The sequence below is a fragment of the Sphingomonas sp. HF-S4 genome, from assembly GCF_032911445.1.
In the GTDB taxonomy this organism is placed as follows: Bacteria; Pseudomonadota; Alphaproteobacteria; order Sphingomonadales; family Sphingomonadaceae; genus Sphingomonas; species Sphingomonas agrestis.
On record NZ_JAWJEJ010000002.1, the window covers coordinates 178,336 to 196,867 of the forward strand.

Below are 18,532 nucleotides of genomic sequence, written 5' to 3' on the forward strand. Positions count from 1 at the left end.
CAGCCAGAAAACGGAAGGGGCGGTCCTTGCGGGCCGCCCCTTTTCGTTAGGAGACTGGGGGAAGCCGCAGCGTCTCACGCAGGAAGAGGTCGATCCGATCGAGCATCGATTCGCGAACCGCACTGTCGTCGAGCTGGTGGTCGAGACCCTTATATTCGACCAGCTCCACCTTGGCCCCGGCGGCGCGCAGCTTCGACGCCATCAGCCGCGACTGTCCGATCGCGACGTTGAGATCCTGATCGCCATGGAAGAGCAGGACCGGCGCCTTGATTTGCGCGGCATTCTGCGCCGGTGAGGCTTCGCTCCAAAGCGCGCGGTCGCCGAGGATGTTCTTTACTTGCTCGTCGCTCGAATAATCCTTGAGCTCGCCTTGCAGGCGCTCGAGATCGGTAACCGGGGCGATTGCGGCGATCGCCTTGAACAGGCCGGCGTCGAGCATGCTGGTCTGCAATGCCGCATAGCCGCCATAGGACCAGCCTACGATCGCGAGCTTTTCTGCGGAAGTGATGCCTTGCGCCGTCAGCCAGCGCCCCGCATCGCGTATGTCGCCCATCGCCAGCTTCCACGAACGAAAGCCGTTATCGCTGAGCCAGCGCGTACCATAGCCGCTGGATCCGCGATAATTGGGCTGAAGCACTGCATAGCCGCGGCTCGCGAAATATTGCGAGAGCCAGTCGAAGCCCCATTCGTCACGCGCCGACGGACCGCCATGCGGCATCACGATCGCAGGGAGGTTCTTGCCGTCGCTGCCGGGCGGGAGCGTCAGATAGGCAGGCACCATCGTGCCGTCCGAGGCCCGGTAGGTGATCGGCTTGACGGTCGCGAGCTTGACCCCAGCAAGGTCCGGCCGGACCGGTGCGATCTCGGCCATTTTCCGCGTCGCCTGGTCGAACAGGTAATAGTTGCCCGGATTGATGTCGCTGCCGGCGAACACGACGAGCTTCTTCTCATCGAGGCTCGCATCGGTAACCGCGATGCTGGGCGATCCCGAAACCGCCTTGCTGAGCGACGCAACCAGTGCGCTGATCTTGGGATCGAAATAGCTCACATGGCGCCGGTCCGTGGCATAACTCGCCCCCACGACGCGTTGCTGGCGGCCGATCCGAACCAACCCGTCCACATCGACATCGGGCCGCGCAAAGACCAGTTCACGCTTGAGGCTGCCGTCGAGCGCGACCTTGTAGAGCGCTTTGCGTCCATCGGCATTGTCGAAACCATAGGCCAGGTTGAGATCGCGATCGACCGCATAGGGCCAGAACCCTTCGCTCAGATAACCGGTCAACTTGACCGTACTGAGCGCTTCCCATTCCTTGCTGGCGGGGCGACGATATTTGTAAACCAGCTCGTCGCCGGAATATCCACTCGCAAGCCGTGCCCGGGTTGCCAGGACGCGCGTCATCCCATGGCCATCGGTGATGTAGTCGGCGGCGCTCGCGCGCGGCGATTCGACCGTCGTGCGTTTGAGCGAGACGGTATCGACGCGTTCCACGCCCAGCCCTTCGCGGGATTGCCCCACCAGCGTGCCCGTGTTCTGCTCGGGGACGAAATGGCGCAGCATCAGCACGTTGCTCCCCGCCCCGTCGGGCAACCAATCGAGGATGTCCCCGCCATAATAGCCTCGGTAGAGTTGGCCCCAGCGCTGCCGGGCGCTAAGTTCCTTGGCGTTGGAACCATCGGCGTCGATTGCGATCATTCGGCTCATGCCCGCGGGGCCGTCACCGCTCGCGACGATGCCGAACTGCGTGCAGACCAGACGCGTCGATGTCGACCATGCGCAATCGCTCAAGCGGATTTGCGCGTCGCCCGTATAATTGAGGATCGACTTGAGCTGCCCGTCGGGCGTGGACACCACAAGCCCCGTCCCCCGCGTTCCCGTGGCGACGACCAGCGCTACGCGCTGCCCGTCCGGCGAGACGCTGACGTCGCGGATCATCTCGCGCGCGCCGAACTGCTTTGCCTGGATGCTCTGCGCCGCCACGGGCGTACCGAGGCACAGGGGCAGGCCCAGTGCCGCAAGACTTCTGATCACGATTTCCCCCTTGTCTGTTTAGACATGGTACCTTCGAATGATCGAGGTTCAAGCGTGCTTGCGAACCGGGAATGGCCCTGCCAAGCTTGGTACACCTAATTCTTGGTTCGTACTGGGATCGATCATGCGCTTTGCCGCCGCCGTCACGCTTCGTTTCGTCCAAGTTCACGCATCATGACTCCGATACGGCTCTCCGATTTCGCGACAGGGACGGTGTATGACGTCGTCGCGGCGGATACGACGCTTCCCCTGACGCTCGCCAGCGCGCAGGCGCTTCCGGATTCGGGACGCGAGGGTGGATCGTTTCGGCTGGAGTTCCTCGGCCCGAGCGAACCGGTTCTGCCGCAGGCCATGTATCGATTCGGCAGCGGCGACGTGGGGCATGAGATCTTCATAGTGCCGACCGCGCGGGACACGCGTGGCATCCGCTACGAAGCGATATTCTATTAGGGTGCCGCCCGCCATTCCCACAGGTGGTAGGCGCCGCGATCGTCGTCGAGGATCGTGAAGCCGAGCCGGGCATAGAGCGTGCGCGCCGGATTGTTCTTCTCGACATGGATCGTGACGCTGCGACCCGCCGCGGCCGCGAGAACGTCGCGCAGCATCGCGCCGCCCAGGCCCAGGCCCCGCGCCTCGGGCATCAGTGAGATATCGACGATGCGGACCTCGCCGGGCATGTCGTAGAGATAGAGCCGGCCGATCGCCGTTCCGCCGCGCTCGACGATCGCCGCGTCCATGCCCTTATAGTGCTGCTGGTAATGCGCGTGCTGCGCGGCATGCTGCTGGGCGAGGAACGCCTGCTTGGCTTCCTCCGGCCAGGGCACCGGCGCAAGTTCCTGCGCGCGCGTCGAGGCATAGAGCGCAGTGGTGAACGCCAGGTCGGCGTCGCACATCGGGCGCAGTGCAACTCCCAGCGCTGCCGCCTCGACAAGGGGCAAGGGCATGGCGTTCGTCAGCCCCGCGGCGGGAACACGCCCTGCAACGCGATGCAGAAATAGAGCGTAAGATACGGCATCATGTTGTTGTGCGGCAGGCTGCCACCGATCACCGGCAGCAGCCCGCTCGACATCTGGGTGGTCGGCGTGGCCGGCGCATAGATGTTGCCGCCCTTGGACCGCGTCAGCGCGTTGTTGGTCGATATGTTGGTCTCGGCCTCATCACCGCTCGCGACCATCAGCAGGTGGTTGTGCGCCGGCATCTCGGATTCGAGCAACGTCACCGTCTCGGAGCCGCCGGTCTGACCCAGATCGTACACGCCGAGCCCCGGCCCCTGTCCCGGATGCATCGGGACCGAGCCCTGGATGTTGGGCAGCGCGAAATTGCTCTTGCCGTTGCCGCCATAGGTGGTGCCCAGCAGCGAGAACAACGCGGTGTTCTGCGAAAGCGGCAGCAACTGGCCATCGCACCACGCCCATCCCTTGGGCGCAAAGGTAAACGGGAAGACCCGGATTTCGGCGACGAACGGATCGGCCAAGGGACGGCTCCTCAGGTTGGGCTCGGGAAGATCCCGAACAGCGAGATGATGAAGTCGACGCAGAGATACGGCTGCATGTTTTCGTGGGGCTGATTGCCGCCCGCGAAGCTGATCGCCGAGCTGCTCAACTGGTCGCCGGGCTGCGAATTGATGAAGGCGTCGACCTGGGTCGACTTGCCGATCACCGCATTGGTCGGCGTCGGCGAGGCGGCGGTGTTGGTCGAGGTGACCATCGGGTGGGTATGGACGGGAATCTGCTGGCCCGTCAGCGTCACCGTCTCGACTCCGCCGGGCTGCGCGAGATTGAAGCCGTTGCCCTGGTGGAGCGGCACGCGACCGCGCAGGTCGGGCAGCGCGAAGGTGTCCTGCCCGTCGCCGCCATAGGTCGTTCCGATCAGCTGGAAGAGCGTCTCGTTCTCCGAGATCGGCAGCAGCTGGCCTTCGCAGAAGCTCCAGCCCGCAGGCGGGAAATTCCCCGCGAACATCCGGATCTCGCCGATATAGGGTTGCGCCATCGGTCGGCCTCCTCAGTTCTGCGAGGGGAAGATGCCCTGGAGCGCGATGCACCAGGACAGGGTCAGATAGGGCTGCATGTTCGGGTGCGCCTGGCTCCCGCCGGCATTGGTGATCGTGCCGCCGATCGGCGTACTCGGTGCCGCCAGCCCGGCATAGAAATCGTTCGGGGCCGAGCTTCCGAGCAGCAGGGTGTTGGCTGGGACGTTGGTGTTTCCCGTGGTCGCGCTCGACGCGATCATCGAATGCATATGCCCCGGCATCTCGGGGATCGTGAGCGTGTGCGCCTGCTCGCCGCCGCGTTCGCCGGCGAGATGGCCGTTGCCGACATGCATCGGCACGCGCCCCCGCAGGTCCGGCAGCGCGAAGTTCGTTTGGCCGTTGCCGCCATAGGCAGTGCCCAGCAGCGAGAACAGCGCCTGGTTCTGGTTGATCGGCAAAAGCTGACCGTTGCACAACGCCCAGCCTTTCGGCGCGAAGACAAAGGAAAAAAGCCTAAGCTCCGACAAAAACGGCTCAGCCATGCCTGAATCCCCCCCGATGATTTGCAATGTACCGGCGAAACGAACTTCGGCAAGCCCTATTCGTAACCGTGCTGATCTTGCTCGGAATCTCCTGACCTAAGTGAATGGTAATGGCGGGAATATGCCCGCATGCGCGTGATCTACTACGGCCCATCGCCTACGTCTTGGGATTCGGCATGATATTTTCGGGAGGTCGGTCCGACTTGTAGCCGACTGCGTCGAGATTTGTGAAAATCGGCGCCAATACCGGGCCTTAGGTTGAGCATTCTCCCGAACGGCGCGGATAAGGGATCGCCAGGCAATGACCCTCAATTCCCCGCGATCCGAGACAAGCGCCGCGCGGGACAGTAATAGCGCGGGAATGATTCTCCCCCCGCCTCCCGAATGGGCCCCGCACGAAGCCGTCTGGATCGGCTTTCCCAGCCATCCCGAATTGTGGCTCGAGGATCTCGAGCCCGCGCGCGGCGAAGTCGCCGCCTTCGCCCGCGCGGTCCATGCCGGCGGGCGCGGCGAGACCGTGATCCTGGTCGCCGCCGACGAGGAAGCGGCGGCGGCGGCGCGCGGGCATGTCGGCGACAGCGCGCGCGTGGTGATCGAGCCGTTCGGCGACATCTGGCTGCGCGATACCGGCCCGATCGTCGACGGTGCCGGCCGCGCGCACGATTTCCGCTTCAATGGCTGGGGCGGAAAGTATGACCTTGAAGGCGATTCGGATGTCGGCCTCCGGCTCGCGCGTCGCGAGGGGCTCACCGTCGACGAGCGCCGCTGGATCCTCGAAGGCGGCGCGATCGACGGCGACGGCACCGGGCTCGTCGTCACCACAGAGCAATGCCTGCTCAATCCCAACCGCAACCCCAATTTCACCAAGGCCGATGTCGAGGCGCTGCTCGCCGGCGACCTCGGCTATACCCGGGTGCTGTGGCTCGGCGACGGACTGCTCAACGACCATACCGACGGCCATGTCGACAATCTCGCGCGATTCGTGGCTCAGAACCGGCTGCTGATCCCGCAAGCGACCGACAACGATCCCAACTGGCGCATCTACCAGGATGCCGCGCAACGCGCCGAGCGCTTCGGCGTCGAAGTCGTCCGCTTCCCCTCGCCCGGCCGCGTGCTGAGCCCCGAGGAAGAGATCATCCCGGCGAGCTACATGAACTTCTATATCGGCAATGCCGCGGTGATCGTTCCCGTCTATGGCCAGGAGAACGACCAGGCGGCGATCGACGCGCTTGCGGCGCTTTTCCCCGGGCGAGAGGTTGTCGGCCAGCGTGCCGACCATATCTTGACCGGCGGCGGCAGCTTCCACTGCATCAGCCAGCAGCTCCCCCGGCTCTGAGGAACCCCATGACCGAGATCACCGTCGGCGCGCTCCAGCTCGCCTTCACCAACGATATCGACGCCAACATCAAGGCGGTGTCCGAGCTCGTCCGCGAGGCGGCGGGCAAGGGCGCACAGGTCGTGCTGCCGCCCGAACTGTTCGAGGGCGAGTATTTCTGCCGCGTCGAGGACGAGGGGCTGTTCTCGAACGCCAAGCCGGTCAACGAGCACAAGGCGGTGCTGGCGATGCAGCACCTTGCTGCGGATCTGGGCATCCACATCCCGACCAGCTTCTTCGAAGCCGATGGCCCGCATCATTACAACAGCCTGGCGATGATCGGCCCCGACGGACGCGTCGAGGGCGTCTATCGCAAGAGCCACATCCCCGACGGCCCGGGCTATGAGGAGAAATTCTATTTCCGGCCGGGCAATACCGGGTTCAAGGTGTGGAACGGCCCCGGCGCGCGGATCGGCGTAGGGGTGTGCTGGGACCAATGGTATCCCGAGACCGCACGCGCGCTGATGCTGATGGGCGCCGAAGTGCTGTTCTATCCGACCGCGATCGGCAGCGAGCCGCATGACGACAGCCTCGACACCGCGCGGCTGTGGCGCCGGGCGATGGTGGGGCATGCCGTGTCGAACGTCGTCCCCGTCGTCGCTGCCAACCGCGTCGGCGTCGAGCATGGGCAGACCTTCTACGGCACCAGCTTCATCACCGACGAGCGCGGCGACATCCTCGCCGAGCTCGATCGGGAGGAGACCGGGGTGATTACCGCCAAGCTCGATCTCGACCGCGTCAAGCGCCACCGCGCGGCGTTCGGCTTCTTCCGCGATCGCCGGCCCGAGCTGTACGGGCGACTCGTCCAGGACATCTGATCCGCTTAACTTCGCACTTTTCGCACTGTTTCATTCCAGAAGTTGCGCGAGTAGGAAATCTTGTTGCGTCAGCGCCGGCATGCATGTGGACGGTTCAAAGAGCCGGACGAAGTGCAGCACAGTATTTCCTACATTGAAAGGCCGCCTCCGAATGGTAGGCGGCGGGCGTGATCACTCCTGTGTACGCGATCGCGCTGGGCTCCAACCGCCCCGGACGCCATGGCCGTCCCGAGGCCGAGATCGCCGCTGCGCTTGCTGCGCTGGGCGGGCTCGTCGCGGTGTCCCCGGTGCTGCGCACGTCCCCGCTGGGGCCGTCGAAGCGGCGCTTCGCCAATGCCGTCGCGCTCGTTGCGAGCGACGAGACCCCTCCGGCGCTGCTCGCGCGACTGAAGGCGATCGAGCGCGATTTCGGCCGGCGTCGCGGGCGGCGATGGGATGCGCGGGTGATGGATCTCGACATCATCCTGTGGTCACAAGGCGCGTGGGGCGAGCGCGGGCTGACCGTGCCGCATGCGGCGTTCCGGACGCGCGATTTCGTGCTGCGGCCGTTGCTGTCGGTGGCGCCCGGCTGGCGTGATCCGGTGAGTGGGCTGACCGTGCGCCACCTCGCGGCGCGGCTGGCGCGGCGGTAATCCCCTCCCTGAAAGGGAGGGTCTGGGGTAGGTTTAGCGGCAGGCGAGGCTCGATGCCTTGTCCGTCGCTGTTCTGCGAGATGCCGAGAGAGTCTTTTGAGCGCGCAGGCGCGCGCACCTACCCCAGCCCCTCCCGGCAAGCAGGGAGGGGAGTTAGTTTGCCAGGATCGTATCCGCGAGCAACAACAGCAGCTTGACGTCGATCGCCAGTCCTTCGGCGCGCTTCGCCGCGACGAAGCGCGCGATGTCGGCGCGCGCGACGCGGTGGACGAGGATGTCTTCGCCATCGACGCCGCCGCCTTCGCCGACCCTGGTCAGCCCGGTGGCGCGGACCAGGGTGAAGCCCTCGCTGACCATGCCCGGCGAGGAATGGAAATAGCCCAGATCCTCCACCGCGGCGCAATCATAGCCGGTTTCCTCGACCAGCTCGCGCCGCGCGGCGTCGAGCGGGGTGTCGCCGTCCTGCGTGTCGCCGATCAGCCCGGCCGGGAGTTCGAGGCAGCGCCGGCCGAGCGGCACGCGATATTGCTCGACGAGCAGGACATGGTCGTCGTCATCGATCGCGACGATCACCGCCGCCCCGATGCAGCGGGCGCGCGCGACGAACTCCCATTTGCCCTGCCGCTTGGCGGTGATCCATTTGCCCTGCCAGACGGTTTCGACGGGCTCTTTGGGAATGCTCATAGTTCGATCAGGCGGTCCGGCAATTCGTTGGTGTCGCCCTGGCTGCGCGGGAAATGCTCGGCAAGCACCTTGCCGATCTGCGCGACGGCCTGTGCCATGCCTTCGCCGGGCCGCCCTTGCTTCACCTCTGCGATCAGCACCGCCATCGCTTCGCCCCAGACATCCGCCGAGACCCTCGAATGGATCGCCTCGTCGGCGATAATCTCGGCGCGATGCTCGGCGAGGCTGAGATAGAGGAGGACGCCGGTCGCGCCATGGGTCCGCAGCTCGACGGCGGTGCGGAACAGCGCCAGCGCGCGGGCATGGGTGCGCCGCGTCTTGGTCCTGCCCGGGGTCAGCGCAAGGCGCAGCGCATCGAGCGCGAGCAGCACGCGCGCGACGAGGAACGTGACCGCCATCAGCACCAGCGCAAAGGTGAGATACCAGCGTGGCGGCGTATCCGACCAGGCGTCGATCAGCGCCGCATGGAGCCATTCGACCGGCGTGGGTATCCAGGCGAGCAGCGCGAGGACAAAGAGCATCGCCAACACCGTCCAGTGCAGCGCGACGTCGTGATAGGCGTCCGAACGCCCGGCGACGACCGTGACGATCTCGCCATCGGTCGTGCGCTCGGCTTGCGAGACCGCGGCAGTGACCCGCGCATGATCGGCTTCGCTAAGATGCATCACCAACTCCCCGAGGCGCCGCCGCCCCCGAACGATCCGCCGCCGCCCGAGAAGCCGCCGCCACCGCCGCCGCCTCCCCAACCGCCGCCGCCTCCGCCCCATCCGGACGAACCGCCGCCATGCGAGCCGCGGCTGATCTCGTTGGCGATCGACCACAGGATGATCGGCAGTGCGCCGCCATCGCCGCCGCGGCTATAGCGCCGGTCGCCCCACGGCCCGCGGCGATATTTCCGCCCGCGCCCGCGCGCGAACATCGGGATGATCACGAAGACGAGGATAATTCCCCAGAAGACGAGCCCCCAGGGGAAGCCGCCGCCACTCGACCGGCGGTTCTGCCGGGTCGCAGTGGTCGCCTTGTCGGCCTGCGCCTTGGCGCGCGCCTCCGCGGCTTCGAGCGGTAGCTTCATCTGCTCGCCGATCGCCTGCGCCCCGGCGACGATGCCGCCGGGCATGTCGTTGGCGCGGAAGCGCGGCAGGATCGTATCCTGGATGATGCTGCTCGACATCGCATCGGTCATGATCGGCTCGAGCCCATAGCCTACTTCGATCCGGACCTTGCGTTCGTTGGGCGCGACGATCAGCAGGATGCCGTTATTGGCGTCTTTCTGCCCGATCCCCCAAGCCCGGCCGAGCCGATAACCATAGTCGGCGATATCATAGCCCTGCAGATCGGGTATCGTCGCGACGACGAACTGGCGCGTCGTCGCCGTGTTGATCTCCTCGGCAAGCGCCGTGATCTGCGCTTTCTGCGCCGCATCGAGCAGATTGGCGGCATCGACCACGGGCTCGCGGTCGCGCTTGGGAAAGGTCTGCGCATGCACCGCAAGCGGCGCGAACAGCAGCAAAGCGAGCAGAAGCCGCAGGATACGCATCACAGGATCTCGCGATTGGCTGCGGGGTCCGCGGCGATGCCGCCAGCCCCGCCAGCAAGGAACGGGTGCGGGATCAGTTGGTGTTCCCGAAATCGACCGTCGGGGCCTTGTCCGCGCCGGCCTGGGCCTGGAACGGGGTCATCGGCTTCGAACCGTAGAAGATCTTGGCGCCGACCGCGTCGGGGAAGGTGCGGATGCGGGTGTTATAGTCCTGCACCGCGGTGTTGTAGTCGCGGATCGAGATGGCAATGCGGTTCTCGGTGCCTTCGAGCTGGTCCATCAGCGTCTTGAAATTGCCCTGGCTCTGGAGCTGGGGATAGGCTTCCTGGAGGCGCTGGAGCGAAAGCGACAAGCCGTTCTGGGCCTGGTTGAACGCCGAGACCTTGCTCGGATCGGTCAAGTCGTCGCCGCTCAGCTGGATCTGCGTCGCGCGGGCGCGGGCGCTGGTCACGTCATTGAGGATCTTGCCCTCGGACGCAGCGGCACCCTTCACCGTGTTGACCAGGTTGGGCACCAGATCGGCGCGGCGCTGGTAGTTGGTCTGGACGTCGGCCCAGCGCGCCTTGGCGGTCTCCTCGGCAGTGGGGACGCTGTTGATTCCGCAAGCGGAGAGCAGGGCGGCGCCGGCGAGCGCGAGAACGGCACGAAACTTCATCACGTGGTTGATCCTCCGGATCTGTCGAGGAGTGTCTTATACGGCGGCAACACTGGAGCCCGATAGCGAAATCGGACATGGTTATGCGCGCAACGGGTTTGAAGAGGAGCAAGGGCCACATGCTGAAGGAATTCCGTACCTTCATCGCGCGCGGAAACGTGCTGGATCTCGCCGTCGGCGTGATCATCGGCGCGTCGTTCGGCACGATCACCAAGTCGCTCACCGACGACATCATCATGCCGGTGATCGGCTGGCTGTTCGGCGGGTTCGATTTCTCGAGCTATTTCATCCGGCTGGCGCCGATCCCGGCGACCTATACCGGATCGCCCGACAATTACGCCGCGCTCAAGGCCGCTGGCGTCCCGCTGTTCGGCTATGGCGAGTTCGTGACGGTGGTGATCAACTTCCTGATCCTCGCCTTCATCGTCTTCCTGCTGGTGCGCAGCGTGAACAAGATCATCGCCGCGGCCGAGCGCGAAAAGGCCGAAGGCGACGCGCCGCCGGCAGCCGATCCGGCCGATGTCGTGCTGCTGCGCGAGATCCGCGACGAACTGAAGCGCAAGAACGCCGCGAGCTAGGCTGCGGCAAGTTCCTCCGCGACGGCATCGGCGAGGCTGGTGCCGTCGAGGATGCGCGCAGTTTCGTCGCGTACGCGCGCCATTGCGTGGCGGATCGCGCAGCTCGCTTCGTCCTTGCAGTCGTTGCAGGGGCGATACGCGGTGCGGCTGACGCAGGGGACTAAAGCGAGCGGCCCCTCGATCACGCGGATGATCTCGCCCAGCGAGATCAGGTGCGGCGCACGGGCGAGGCGATAGCCGCCCATCTTGCCGCGCGTGGAAACCAGGAACTGCGCCTCGCGCAGATCGGCGAGAATCAGCTCGAGGAATTTCCGGGGCACATTGGCCTCGGCGGCGATGCGGTTCATCGGCACCGGGCCGGTCGCAGCCTGTTGCTGGGTAAGGAAGAGCATCGCGCGAAGCGCGTAGCGAGACCGCTGCGTCAACATGATGCACTCTCCATGCCAAGTGATTGGATCGGTGGAAAGGCCCTTAACGGCCCCAACCTGACCTTTTCATTAAGCGATCGCGCGCCTATATGGGTGCTGTCGGGCTTGCCCGGCTGCCGGCTTCGGCCGGCTATGGGGATAAACGAAGGCGTGCAATAGGCGCAGCGGACCCGGGGGCAGTACCCGGCGGCTCCACCATAACCGGTGGTGTATCTGGACACCGTTTCTGACGGGGCCGAACCAGGATCGACGTGTGTTGAAAAGCGCCATCCATCTCTCAGCGTGGGCCACTGTGACGGTCTGAAACACAAGTGCCAACGATAACGAAGCACTCGCTATTGCGGCCTAACCCAACGGCTTAACGGCCCAAGGTTAGACTAAAATGCGCGGTCGGACCCCACCGGGCAACAGAAGGGGATTCCAGCGGTACGGGGAGCACCGGGCAACAGAAGCTCCCCACTTTCCCCTCAACCCGCCTTCCGGCTCTCGCCCAGCGTGGCGTGGAAAAGCAGCTCGTTTTCCAGGCCGACCCGGGCGCGCAGCCGCGGCAGCATCGCGCGCGTTGCGCAGACGAACTCGGCGTGGTTCGCGGCGATCGCCTCGGGGCTCCACAGCGTGAGATAGGCGCCCCAATCGGCCTTGAGCTGCTCGAACGTGGTGCGCATCCGCTCGATGCCAGCGGCATCGCTGCCCGAACGCGCCTGCAGCGCCAGCGTATAGATCATCGAATCTTCGATCGACAGGTGATCAGCGACCGTCTCGACGAGATGATCGAGCGTCATCGCCAGTTCGCTTGCGCCGGCATCGCGGTCGATCAGCGCGGCAAGGCGCGCCGATAAGGATTCGATCGCGGCGTGATCGCGCAACAGATCGGCGGCATTCGGCTTGGACATGATGAAACCCCCGGCCCGGCGCATAACGTTCCGCGAAGGGCGCGCCTTCTCCGTACAATTGCAGTGGCTTGCGGCGAAACGGTGTCAGGTCCGGAAGGGCACATTGGAGATATCGATCCGCACCTCGTAGCCCTTGCGTTCGAGATATTGCTTCACGCTCTTGCGGGTGAGTTCGACATCGGGTCCGGGTCCGATCTTGACTGCCCTGATCGGCAGCCGCCCGTCCTGCCCCCCGATCTCGAGATACGGCAGGATGACGTTGCGCCGAGCGCGGAATTTCACGGCCTCGTGCAGCGTCTCGTGCTGCGCGACGAGTCGCCATTCGAGTTCACCCTTGAACCCGATATGTTTGAATCGCGGGATGAGCGCGCTGAGCAAGTGATAGACCTCGCCTTCCGGCGCCTCGTCCGAGAGCTCGGCGAGCCGCACCTTGAGTTCGGCGTTGATCCGGCTCCGGGCAGTGACCACGCCATATTCGACCGGCGCGAGATAACGCCCCTTCGCGCCGGCTAGTTCTTCGAGCCCAGCGCGGCTGAACTGGATCGCGACCCCCTGCTCGCCGCCTCCATAGCCGCGCCACTGGCTTAGCAAATCCGCCTTCTCGCAGAAGCAGGCGGCATAGGTGTCAGGCATCCGCCCCGATTCGATCTGTGCGACGACGGTCTCGATAGGCTCGGCCCAGCCGGCGAGCCGGGAACTACCGACGATACGATCGAGCGCCTTTCGGGCGCAGCGGACCCCGTGGAGCAGTTCCTCGCGATCGTTGAGATAGGCGACGTTCGACGCGCGGATCACGCCCTGGTCGACGATCCCGATCAGCCCGGGCAGGTCGGTGTAATGGCTGAGCCACCCGGGAAGCTTCGGAGGAGTCGTCTCGGACATTGCGGGAGCTTGTGCGCGAAGCCTCAACGAAAGAAGGGGCCCGCGTCGCCGCGAGCCCCTCCGCATTCGATCCGAGCTATCGCTGGATCAATCCTTGTCGCCGGTGAGGAAGGCGGGAAGGCCGATATCGTCACCGCCCTTGTCCTCGCCGCCTTCGCGACGCGGGCCGCGGTCACCACGGTCGCCGCGAGGACCACGGTCGCCGCCGCCTTCGCGACGCGGACCGCGGTCGCGGTCACCACCACGGCCACCGCCGCGCTGACGGTCACCGCGATCGCCGCGGTCACCGCGCGGGCCACGATCGCCGCCTTCGCGGGGCTCGCGTGCCGGACGCGTGTCCTCCAGCTCTTCGCCGGTCTCCTGGTCGACGACGCGCATCGACAGGCGGACCTTGCCGCGCTGGTCGATCTCGAGGACCTTGACCTTGACTTCCTGGCCTTCGCTCAGGGCGTCCGAGACCTTCTCGACGCGCTCGTTCTTGATCTCCGAGACGTGGACGAGGCCGTCCTTGCCGCCCATGAAGTTCACGAACGCACCGAAATCGACGAGGTTGACGACCTTGCCGTTGTAGATCTTGCCGACCTCGGCCTCTTCGACCAGGCCCTTGATCCACTTGATCGCGGCTTCGATCTGCGACGTGTCGGACGACGACACCTTGATCACGCCCTCGTCGTCGATGTCGACCTTGGCGCCGGTGGTGGCGACGATCTCGCGGATCACCTTGCCGCCGGTGCCGATCACTTCGCGGATCTTCGACTTGTCGATCGTGAAGGTCTCGATGCGCGGCGCATGTGCCGAGAGCTCAGTGCGGGCTTCGCCCAGCGCCTTGTTCATCTCGCCCAGGATGTGCGCGCGGCCTTCCTTGGCCTGATGGAGCGCGGCTTCGAAGATCTCCTTGGTGATGCCGGCGATCTTGATGTCCATCTGCATCGTCGTGATGCCTTCGGACGTGCCCGCCACCTTGAAGTCCATGTCGCCGAGGTGATCTTCGTCACCCAGGATGTCCGACAGGATCGCGAAATCCTTGCCCTCGAGGATCAGGCCCATCGCGATGCCCGAGACCGGGCGCTTGATCGGCACGCCGGCGTCCATCATCGCGAGCGACCCGCCGCACACCGACGCCATCGACGACGAGCCGTTCGACTCGGTAATGTCGCTGGTCAGGCGGATCGTGTAGGGGAACTCTTCCTTGGTCGGCAGCACCGGGTGCAGCGCGCGCCATGCCAGCTTGCCGTGACCGACTTCGCGACGGCCAGGCGCGCCGAAGCGGCCGACTTCACCGACCGAGTACGGCGGGAAGTTATAGTGCAGCATGAAGTGCTGGTACGAGAGACCGCCGAGACCGTCGATCATCTGCTCCGCGTCGCGGGTGCCCAGCGTCGCGGTGGCGATCGTCTGGGTCTCGCCACGCGTGAACAGCGCCGAGCCGTGCGCGCGCGGCAGGAAGTGGGTTTCCGCTTCGATCGGACGGATCTGGGTGGTGGTGCGGCCGTCGATGCGCTTGCCGTCCTTGAGGATGGCCTGGCGGACGATGTTCGCCTCGAGCTTCTTCACCAGCTTGAGCGTGCCGAGATACTGCGCCGGATCGCTTTCCTTGAGGTCGGCGAACGCGTCGCGCGCCTTGGTGCGAGCCTCGTTGAGCGCGTTCTGGCGCTGCTGCTTGTCGGTGAGCTTGTAGGCGGCGGCGATGTCCTTGCCGATCGCCTTGTCGAGCTTCTTGAGCGTCGCGGCCTTGTCGTCGACCGGGGCGAGCTCCCACGGATCCTTGGCGGCCTGCTCGGCGAGCTTGACGATCGCCTTGACGATCTCACGGCATGCGTCGTGCGCGAACAGCACGGCGCCGAGCATGATCTCTTCCGAAAGCTCCTTGGCTTCGGACTCGACCATCATCACCGCGTCGTAGGTGGCGGCGACGACGAGGTCGAGCTCGCCCTGCGCAACCTGCTCGTCGGTCGGGTTGAGGATGTACTCGCCATCGACATAGCCGACGCGCGCGGCGCCGATCGGGCCCATGAACGGCACGCCCGAGATGGTCAGCGCAGCCGATGCCGCGACCATCGCGAGGATGTCGGGCTCGTTCTCGCCGTCATAGCTGAGAACCTGGGCGATCGCGTTGATCTCGTTGTAGAACCCTTCCGGGAACAGCGGGCGGATCGGGCGGTCGATGAGACGCGAGACCAGGGTCTCCTTCTCGGTCGCGCCGCGCTCGCGCTTGAAGAAGCCGCCGGGGATGCGGCCCGCGGCCGAGAACTTCTCCTGATAGTGAACCGTCAGCGGGAAGAAGTCCTGGCCTTCCTTCACGCTCTTGGCCGCGGTCACTGCGCAGAGCACCACGGTCTCGCCGAGCGTCGCGATCACCGCGCCGTCGGCCTGGCGGGCAACCTTGCCCGTTTCGAGAGTCAGCGTCTTGCCGCCCCACTCGATCGATACAGTCTTCTTGTCGAACATTGGTTTTCCTTCACTCCCGCTGCCCGATGCGGCGGGGGCCTATGAGTCGGACCGGGTTGGTCCGCGGAGATCGGCCGGATTGCCGGTCTCCGATCCTGTCCAGTCCAGCGGCTGGGGAAGCGCCTTGCGCTTCGGTGATGCTGGAGCCCGGCGGTTACGCCGGGATGACAAAAGGGCGCCGCGAGGGCGCCCTTCCGGTTACTTGCGAAGCCCGAGCTTCGCGATGAGGCTGGTGTAGCGGCCCTCGTCCTTCTTGCGAAGATAGTCGAGAAGGCTGCGGCGCTTGTTGACCATCAGCAGCAGACCGCGGCGCGAGTGATTGTCCTTCGCGTGGGTCTTGAAGTGCTCGGTCAGGTTGGTGATCCGCTCGGTGAGGATCGCAACCTGGACTTCGGGGCTGCCGGTGTCGCCGCTCTCGCGGCCATGTTCCTTGACGAGCGCGTCCTTGCGCTCCTGCGTGATCGACATGCGTTTTCCTACGACATCTGCTTACAGGTTGAAGCCGCGGACGACCCGGACGAGTCCGGATTGAGCCTCCACCAGCGCGACCGGAATTTCCCCCAGCAGCGCGAAATATTGGCCATCATCGGCGGCGATCCCGGCCAGAACCTGCCCCTGTCGGAGCAGCCCTGCCTGGTCGGGGGTGAGGAGTAGAGCCGGGATGTCGTCCAGCCCCGCCCTCAATGGCAGGAGGCATTGTTCAAGGGCGCGGTGCTTAGCGGCATCGGCCAGTTTGTCCAGCGAAATCGCGGAATCGAGCGTGAACGGGCCGGCCTTGGTGCGGCGGAGCATGGTGACGTGGCCGACGGTGCCGAGCGCCAGCGCGATATCGCGTGCGAGGCTGCGGATATAGGTGCCCTTGGAGACGTGGGCAGTAAGCGTGACCTCCTCCAGTGCGTCCCCGGCCGCAGGCGAAGTCAGAGTCAGCGCGTGGATCGTCACGTCGCGGCTCGGCAGGACGACCTCTTCCCCCGCCCGCGCCAGATCATAGGCGCGTTCTCCGTCGACCTTGAGCGCAGAATAAGCCGGGGGCACCTGCGCAATCGGCCCGGTGAAGCGTGGCAGCACCGCCTCGACTGCGTCCAGCGCCGGGCGAACATCGGATTCGGCGATCGGCTTGCCCTCGAGGTCGAGCGTGTCGGTCTGCACCCCGAACCGACACGTGAAGTCATAGACCTTGTCGCTGTCGAGCATCCGCCCCGCAAGCTTGGTCGCTTCGCCGAGCGCGATCGGCAGCACCCCGGTCGCAAGCGGATCCAGCGTGCCACCATGCCCGACCTTGGGCATGTCCTTTTTCTTTGGGCCGTACCCGCCGTCGCGCAGCGCGCGCTTGACCGCGCTCACGCCCTGGGTCGAGCCGAGCCCGAGCGGCTTGTCGAGGATGATCCAGCCGTGCATCAACCGCATACGCGCTGCATGAAATGGCGGCGGCACAGCGCGACATAGCGTTCGTTTCCGCCGATCTCCTTTTGCGCCCCCTCGCGGATCGCCGCGCCCGATTCGTCGACCCGGAGGTTCATCGTCGCCTTGCGCCCGCATTCGCAGACCGACTTGATCTCGACGAGCGAGTCGGCGAGCGCGAGCAGTTCGGACGAGCCGGGGAACAGCTTGCCCTGGAAATCGGTGCGCAGCCCGTAGGCGAGCACGGGGATGTCGTCCTCGTCGCACAAAGCGGCGAGTTGGCGGACCTGCTTGGCCGAGAGGAACTGCGCCTCGTCGACCAGCACACAGGCGAGCGGCGCTTCGAAATGCGCGTCCTGCGCGATCTGCTGGAGATCGGTATCGGCATCGAACGGTATCGCCGTGGCGCTGATCCCGAGCCGCGAATCGATCACGCCCTTGCCGCCGCGATCATGCACCCCTGCTGTGAACAGCAGCGTCCGCATCCCGCGCTCGCGATAGTTGAAATCGGCCTGCAGCAGCGTGGTCGATTTGCCGGCATTCATCGAGGCGTAGTAGAAATAGAGCTTAGCCATCAGGCGAGAGTCTCGATCGATAAACGCGTCACATTGCCAATCTTGGCCACCCCTTTGTCGAAGGTGGCAAACCGGTCAGCCGCATCTTCGGACATGACCAAATGCATCGTGTCTCCCCAGTCGGCGCCCGACCGGTATTGCTCCACTGCCCAGCGCAGGCGGTCGGGAACCAGCGTCTGCACGGTTTCGATCGACAGCAGGATGGTAATCGCATCGGCAACGGCATCGCGACGCAGCTTCAGCTTCTTGCCGAGCAGCCAGCCAAGTTCGAGCCACACGGTCGGGGTTACCCAAACCGGCTCCAAGAGGATCGATCGCGCGACATCATGTTGCGCGAGATCATCGGCGAGGACGAACCGTGCCAGCACATTCGTATCGACTGACCTCACAGCTCGTCCGGCACGTCAGGCGACCAGTTGAGGTCCTGAACGGCGATCGGCGGCCCAGAGTGCCGATATATGGTCCTAAGCTTCTCGACAGCCTGATCAACCGTCAACATCGCCTGCCGGGTCTGCCGGCGCGTAAGGTAAATGCCGCTCGTAGTTTCGATCACTTCCAGGTCGGCGCCCGCCGTCCAGCCAAGCCGATCCCGGACGGATTTGGGAACGACGACCTGCCCCTTGTCCGACATTCTGGTGTGCGCGTTCATCGGAGTAAGATGCGTCTTACTCTACTCCCCGTCAAGATCCTGCGCCACTTTGGGATCGCGGAGCAGCTGGTCGATATGGCTGCCCTCGTCGAAGCTCTCGTCGGCGAGGAACTTGAGCTTGGCGGCGTATTTCATCTTCACGCGATGAGCCACTTCACGCTGGAGATAGGCGGTGTTGGTGCGCAGCGCCTTGAGCACCGCTTCCTCGTCCTTGCCAAGCAGCGGCTTCACGAACACCGTGGCGTGTCGCAGATCGGGCGACATGCGGACTTCGGTGATCGACACCATGTGGCTGGCCAGCACCTCGTCATGCACGTCGCCGCGCTGGAGGATCTCGCTCAGCACATGGCGCACCTGCTCGCCCACCTTGAGCAGGCGGACGGAGCGGTTCTCGGTGGTTTCGGCGTGCTTCATAGCGATGTGCCCTCTCCCCCGGA

At 65.2% G+C, this 18,532-nt stretch carries 24 protein-coding genes and 1 other RNA gene; 6 read left to right on the forward strand and 19 right to left on the reverse strand.

Annotated elements, in window-relative coordinates; translation table 11 throughout:
• Positions 1–46 precede the first annotated feature (46 nt).
• Positions 47–2,029 (reverse strand): alpha/beta hydrolase family protein, encoded by a 1,983-nt coding sequence (locus RZN05_RS16750; protein WP_317227828.1) that lies wholly within the window; start codon positions 2,027–2,029, stop codon positions 47–49.
• Between the two features lie 174 nt (positions 2,030–2,203).
• On the opposite strand from RZN05_RS16750, the gene RZN05_RS16755 reads away from it, so the two are divergent.
• A complete protein-coding gene (locus RZN05_RS16755; RefSeq protein WP_317227829.1) occupies positions 2,204–2,479 on the forward strand; it encodes a DUF6916 family protein in 276 nt (91 codons plus the stop codon).
• Here RZN05_RS16755 and RZN05_RS16760 read toward each other — a convergent pair.
• From RZN05_RS16760 to RZN05_RS16775, 4 genes are read right to left on the reverse strand one after another with little or no spacing between them, the layout of a single operon-like run.
• Complete coding sequence (locus tag RZN05_RS16760) at positions 2,476–2,973, reverse strand: GNAT family N-acetyltransferase (RefSeq protein WP_317227830.1); 498 nt, start codon at positions 2,971–2,973, stop codon at positions 2,476–2,478. The genes RZN05_RS16755 and RZN05_RS16760 overlap by 4 nt on opposite strands.
• An 8-nt stretch (positions 2,974–2,981) precedes the next feature.
• The gene (locus tag RZN05_RS16765) at positions 2,982–3,503 is read right to left on the reverse strand and encodes a phage tail protein (protein ID WP_317227831.1); all 522 of its coding nucleotides are present in this window, start codon (positions 3,501–3,503) and stop codon (positions 2,982–2,984) included.
• Between the two features lie 11 nt (positions 3,504–3,514).
• Entirely contained in the window at positions 3,515–4,018 is a 504-nt protein-coding gene (locus RZN05_RS16770) for a phage tail protein (protein WP_317227832.1), read from the reverse strand.
• 12 nt (positions 4,019–4,030) lie between these two features.
• Positions 4,031–4,540 (reverse strand): phage tail protein, encoded by a 510-nt coding sequence (locus RZN05_RS16775; protein WP_317227833.1) that lies wholly within the window; start codon positions 4,538–4,540, stop codon positions 4,031–4,033.
• A 361-nt stretch (positions 4,541–4,901) separates the two neighbouring features.
• Here RZN05_RS16775 and RZN05_RS16780 point away from each other — a divergent pair, with 361 nt between their 5' ends.
• The 3 genes from RZN05_RS16780 to folK all read left to right on the forward strand — a co-directional run bounded on the left by RZN05_RS16780 (position 4,902) and on the right by folK (position 7,365).
• Positions 4,902–5,876, forward strand: coding sequence for an agmatine deiminase family protein (locus RZN05_RS16780; protein ID WP_317227834.1), 975 nt, complete (start codon positions 4,902–4,904; stop codon positions 5,874–5,876).
• Between the two features lie 8 nt (positions 5,877–5,884).
• Complete coding sequence (aguB, locus tag RZN05_RS16785) at positions 5,885–6,733, forward strand: N-carbamoylputrescine amidase (RefSeq protein ID WP_317227835.1); 849 nt, start codon at positions 5,885–5,887, stop codon at positions 6,731–6,733.
• Positions 6,734–6,900: 167 nt separating this feature from the next.
• Positions 6,901–7,365, forward strand: a complete 465-nt coding sequence (gene folK, locus RZN05_RS16790; protein WP_317227836.1) for a 2-amino-4-hydroxy-6-hydroxymethyldihydropteridine diphosphokinase — start codon at positions 6,901–6,903, stop codon at positions 7,363–7,365.
• Between the two features lie 153 nt (positions 7,366–7,518).
• Here folK and RZN05_RS16795 read toward each other — a convergent pair whose 3' ends face one another.
• From RZN05_RS16795 to RZN05_RS16810, 4 genes are all read right to left on the reverse strand, one after another.
• Positions 7,519–8,049 carry an NUDIX hydrolase gene (locus RZN05_RS16795; RefSeq protein WP_317227837.1) on the reverse strand — a complete coding sequence of 177 codons (531 nt, stop codon included), beginning with the start codon at positions 8,047–8,049 and terminating at the stop codon, positions 7,519–7,521.
• Positions 8,046–8,714: a TPM domain-containing protein gene (locus RZN05_RS16800; RefSeq protein ID WP_317227838.1), complete on the reverse strand. Its 669-nt coding sequence runs from the start codon at positions 8,712–8,714 to the stop codon at positions 8,046–8,048. Before RZN05_RS16800 ends, RZN05_RS16795 begins: the two co-directional genes overlap by 4 nt.
• A complete protein-coding gene (locus RZN05_RS16805; RefSeq protein ID WP_317227839.1) occupies positions 8,714–9,589 on the reverse strand; it encodes a TPM domain-containing protein in 876 nt (291 codons plus the stop codon). Before RZN05_RS16805 ends, RZN05_RS16800 begins: the two co-directional genes overlap by 1 nt.
• Before the next feature lie 70 nt (positions 9,590–9,659).
• A complete protein-coding gene (locus RZN05_RS16810) occupies positions 9,660–10,241 on the reverse strand; it encodes a LemA family protein (protein WP_317227840.1) in 582 nt (193 codons plus the stop codon).
• Between the two features lie 119 nt (positions 10,242–10,360).
• Here RZN05_RS16810 and mscL point away from each other — a divergent pair, with 119 nt between their 5' ends.
• Complete coding sequence (gene mscL, locus RZN05_RS16815) at positions 10,361–10,819, forward strand: large conductance mechanosensitive channel protein MscL (RefSeq protein ID WP_317227841.1); 459 nt, start codon at positions 10,361–10,363, stop codon at positions 10,817–10,819.
• Here the strand turns inward: mscL and RZN05_RS16820 are convergent.
• Complete coding sequence (locus RZN05_RS16820) at positions 10,816–11,247, reverse strand: RrF2 family transcriptional regulator (protein ID WP_317227842.1); 432 nt, start codon at positions 11,245–11,247, stop codon at positions 10,816–10,818. The two genes, mscL and RZN05_RS16820, sit on opposite strands and share 4 nt — an antisense overlap.
• Positions 11,248–11,306: 59 nt before the next feature.
• On the opposite strand from RZN05_RS16820, the gene ssrA reads away from it, so the two are divergent.
• Positions 11,307–11,669: a transfer-messenger RNA gene (gene ssrA / locus RZN05_RS16825) on the forward strand.
• 45 nt (positions 11,670–11,714) lie between these two features.
• Here ssrA and RZN05_RS16830 read toward each other — a convergent pair.
• From RZN05_RS16830 to rbfA, 9 genes are all read right to left on the reverse strand, one after another.
• A complete protein-coding gene (locus RZN05_RS16830; RefSeq protein ID WP_317227843.1) occupies positions 11,715–12,140 on the reverse strand; it encodes a hemerythrin domain-containing protein in 426 nt (141 codons plus the stop codon).
• A gap of 84 nt (positions 12,141–12,224) precedes the next feature.
• Complete coding sequence (locus tag RZN05_RS16835) at positions 12,225–13,022, reverse strand: DUF2971 domain-containing protein (RefSeq protein WP_317227844.1); 798 nt, start codon at positions 13,020–13,022, stop codon at positions 12,225–12,227.
• 87 nt (positions 13,023–13,109) lie between these two features.
• A complete protein-coding gene (gene pnp / locus RZN05_RS16840) occupies positions 13,110–15,470 on the reverse strand; it encodes a polyribonucleotide nucleotidyltransferase (protein ID WP_317227845.1) in 2,361 nt (786 codons plus the stop codon).
• A 198-nt stretch (positions 15,471–15,668) separates the two neighbouring features.
• Positions 15,669–15,938, reverse strand: coding sequence for a 30S ribosomal protein S15 (gene rpsO, locus RZN05_RS16845; protein ID WP_317227846.1), 270 nt, complete (start codon positions 15,936–15,938; stop codon positions 15,669–15,671).
• A gap of 21 nt (positions 15,939–15,959) precedes the next feature.
• Complete coding sequence (gene truB / locus RZN05_RS16850; RefSeq protein ID WP_317227847.1) at positions 15,960–16,868, reverse strand: tRNA pseudouridine(55) synthase TruB; 909 nt, start codon at positions 16,866–16,868, stop codon at positions 15,960–15,962.
• A complete protein-coding gene (locus RZN05_RS16855; protein ID WP_317227848.1) occupies positions 16,868–17,446 on the reverse strand; it encodes a thymidine kinase in 579 nt (192 codons plus the stop codon). The genes truB and RZN05_RS16855 overlap by 1 nt, the downstream gene beginning before the upstream one ends.
• The gene (locus RZN05_RS16860) at positions 17,446–17,814 is read right to left on the reverse strand and encodes a PIN domain-containing protein (RefSeq protein ID WP_317227849.1); all 369 of its coding nucleotides are present in this window, start codon (positions 17,812–17,814) and stop codon (positions 17,446–17,448) included. The genes RZN05_RS16855 and RZN05_RS16860 overlap by 1 nt, the downstream gene beginning before the upstream one ends.
• Before the next feature lie 17 nt (positions 17,815–17,831).
• Positions 17,832–18,095 carry an AbrB/MazE/SpoVT family DNA-binding domain-containing protein gene (locus tag RZN05_RS16865; RefSeq protein WP_317227850.1) on the reverse strand — a complete coding sequence of 88 codons (264 nt, stop codon included), beginning with the start codon at positions 18,093–18,095 and terminating at the stop codon, positions 17,832–17,834.
• A gap of 21 nt (positions 18,096–18,116) precedes the next feature.
• Positions 18,117–18,509 (reverse strand): 30S ribosome-binding factor RbfA, encoded by a 393-nt coding sequence (gene rbfA, locus RZN05_RS16870; protein WP_317227851.1) that lies wholly within the window; start codon positions 18,507–18,509, stop codon positions 18,117–18,119.
• Positions 18,510–18,532: the final 23 nt, after the last annotated feature.

Excerpts from the sequence above, each read along its gene's own strand:
- RZN05_RS16755 (WP_317227829.1), top strand. The coding sequence starts at position 2,204 with ATGACTCCGATACGGCTCTCCGATTTCGCGACAGGGACGGTGTATGAC.
- RZN05_RS16760 (WP_317227830.1), bottom strand. The coding sequence starts at position 2,973 with ATGCCCTTGCCCCTTGTCGAGGCGGCAGCGCTGGGAGTTGCACTGCGC.
- RZN05_RS16770 (WP_317227832.1), bottom strand. The coding sequence starts at position 4,018 with ATGGCGCAACCCTATATCGGCGAGATCCGGATGTTCGCGGGGAATTTC.
- RZN05_RS16775 (WP_317227833.1), bottom strand. The coding sequence starts at position 4,540 with ATGGCTGAGCCGTTTTTGTCGGAGCTTAGGCTTTTTTCCTTTGTCTTC.
- RZN05_RS16780 (WP_317227834.1), top strand. The coding sequence starts at position 4,902 with ATGATTCTCCCCCCGCCTCCCGAATGGGCCCCGCACGAAGCCGTCTGG.
- aguB (WP_317227835.1), top strand. The coding sequence starts at position 5,885 with ATGACCGAGATCACCGTCGGCGCGCTCCAGCTCGCCTTCACCAACGAT.
- RZN05_RS16795 (WP_317227837.1), bottom strand. The coding sequence starts at position 8,049 with ATGAGCATTCCCAAAGAGCCCGTCGAAACCGTCTGGCAGGGCAAATGG.
- RZN05_RS16800 (WP_317227838.1), bottom strand. The coding sequence starts at position 8,714 with ATGCATCTTAGCGAAGCCGATCATGCGCGGGTCACTGCCGCGGTCTCG.
- RZN05_RS16810 (WP_317227840.1), bottom strand. The coding sequence starts at position 10,241 with ATGAAGTTTCGTGCCGTTCTCGCGCTCGCCGGCGCCGCCCTGCTCTCC.
- mscL (WP_317227841.1), top strand. The coding sequence starts at position 10,361 with ATGCTGAAGGAATTCCGTACCTTCATCGCGCGCGGAAACGTGCTGGAT.
- RZN05_RS16820 (WP_317227842.1), bottom strand. The coding sequence starts at position 11,247 with ATGTTGACGCAGCGGTCTCGCTACGCGCTTCGCGCGATGCTCTTCCTT.
- RZN05_RS16830 (WP_317227843.1), bottom strand. The coding sequence starts at position 12,140 with ATGTCCAAGCCGAATGCCGCCGATCTGTTGCGCGATCACGCCGCGATC.
- RZN05_RS16835 (WP_317227844.1), bottom strand. The coding sequence starts at position 13,022 with ATGTCCGAGACGACTCCTCCGAAGCTTCCCGGGTGGCTCAGCCATTAC.
- pnp (WP_317227845.1), bottom strand. The coding sequence starts at position 15,470 with ATGTTCGACAAGAAGACTGTATCGATCGAGTGGGGCGGCAAGACGCTG.
- rpsO (WP_317227846.1), bottom strand. The coding sequence starts at position 15,938 with ATGTCGATCACGCAGGAGCGCAAGGACGCGCTCGTCAAGGAACATGGC.
- truB (WP_317227847.1), bottom strand. The coding sequence starts at position 16,868 with ATGCACGGCTGGATCATCCTCGACAAGCCGCTCGGGCTCGGCTCGACC.
- RZN05_RS16855 (WP_317227848.1), bottom strand. The coding sequence starts at position 17,446 with ATGGCTAAGCTCTATTTCTACTACGCCTCGATGAATGCCGGCAAATCG.
- RZN05_RS16865 (WP_317227850.1), bottom strand. The coding sequence starts at position 18,095 with ATGAACGCGCACACCAGAATGTCGGACAAGGGGCAGGTCGTCGTTCCC.
- rbfA (WP_317227851.1), bottom strand. The coding sequence starts at position 18,509 with ATGAAGCACGCCGAAACCACCGAGAACCGCTCCGTCCGCCTGCTCAAG.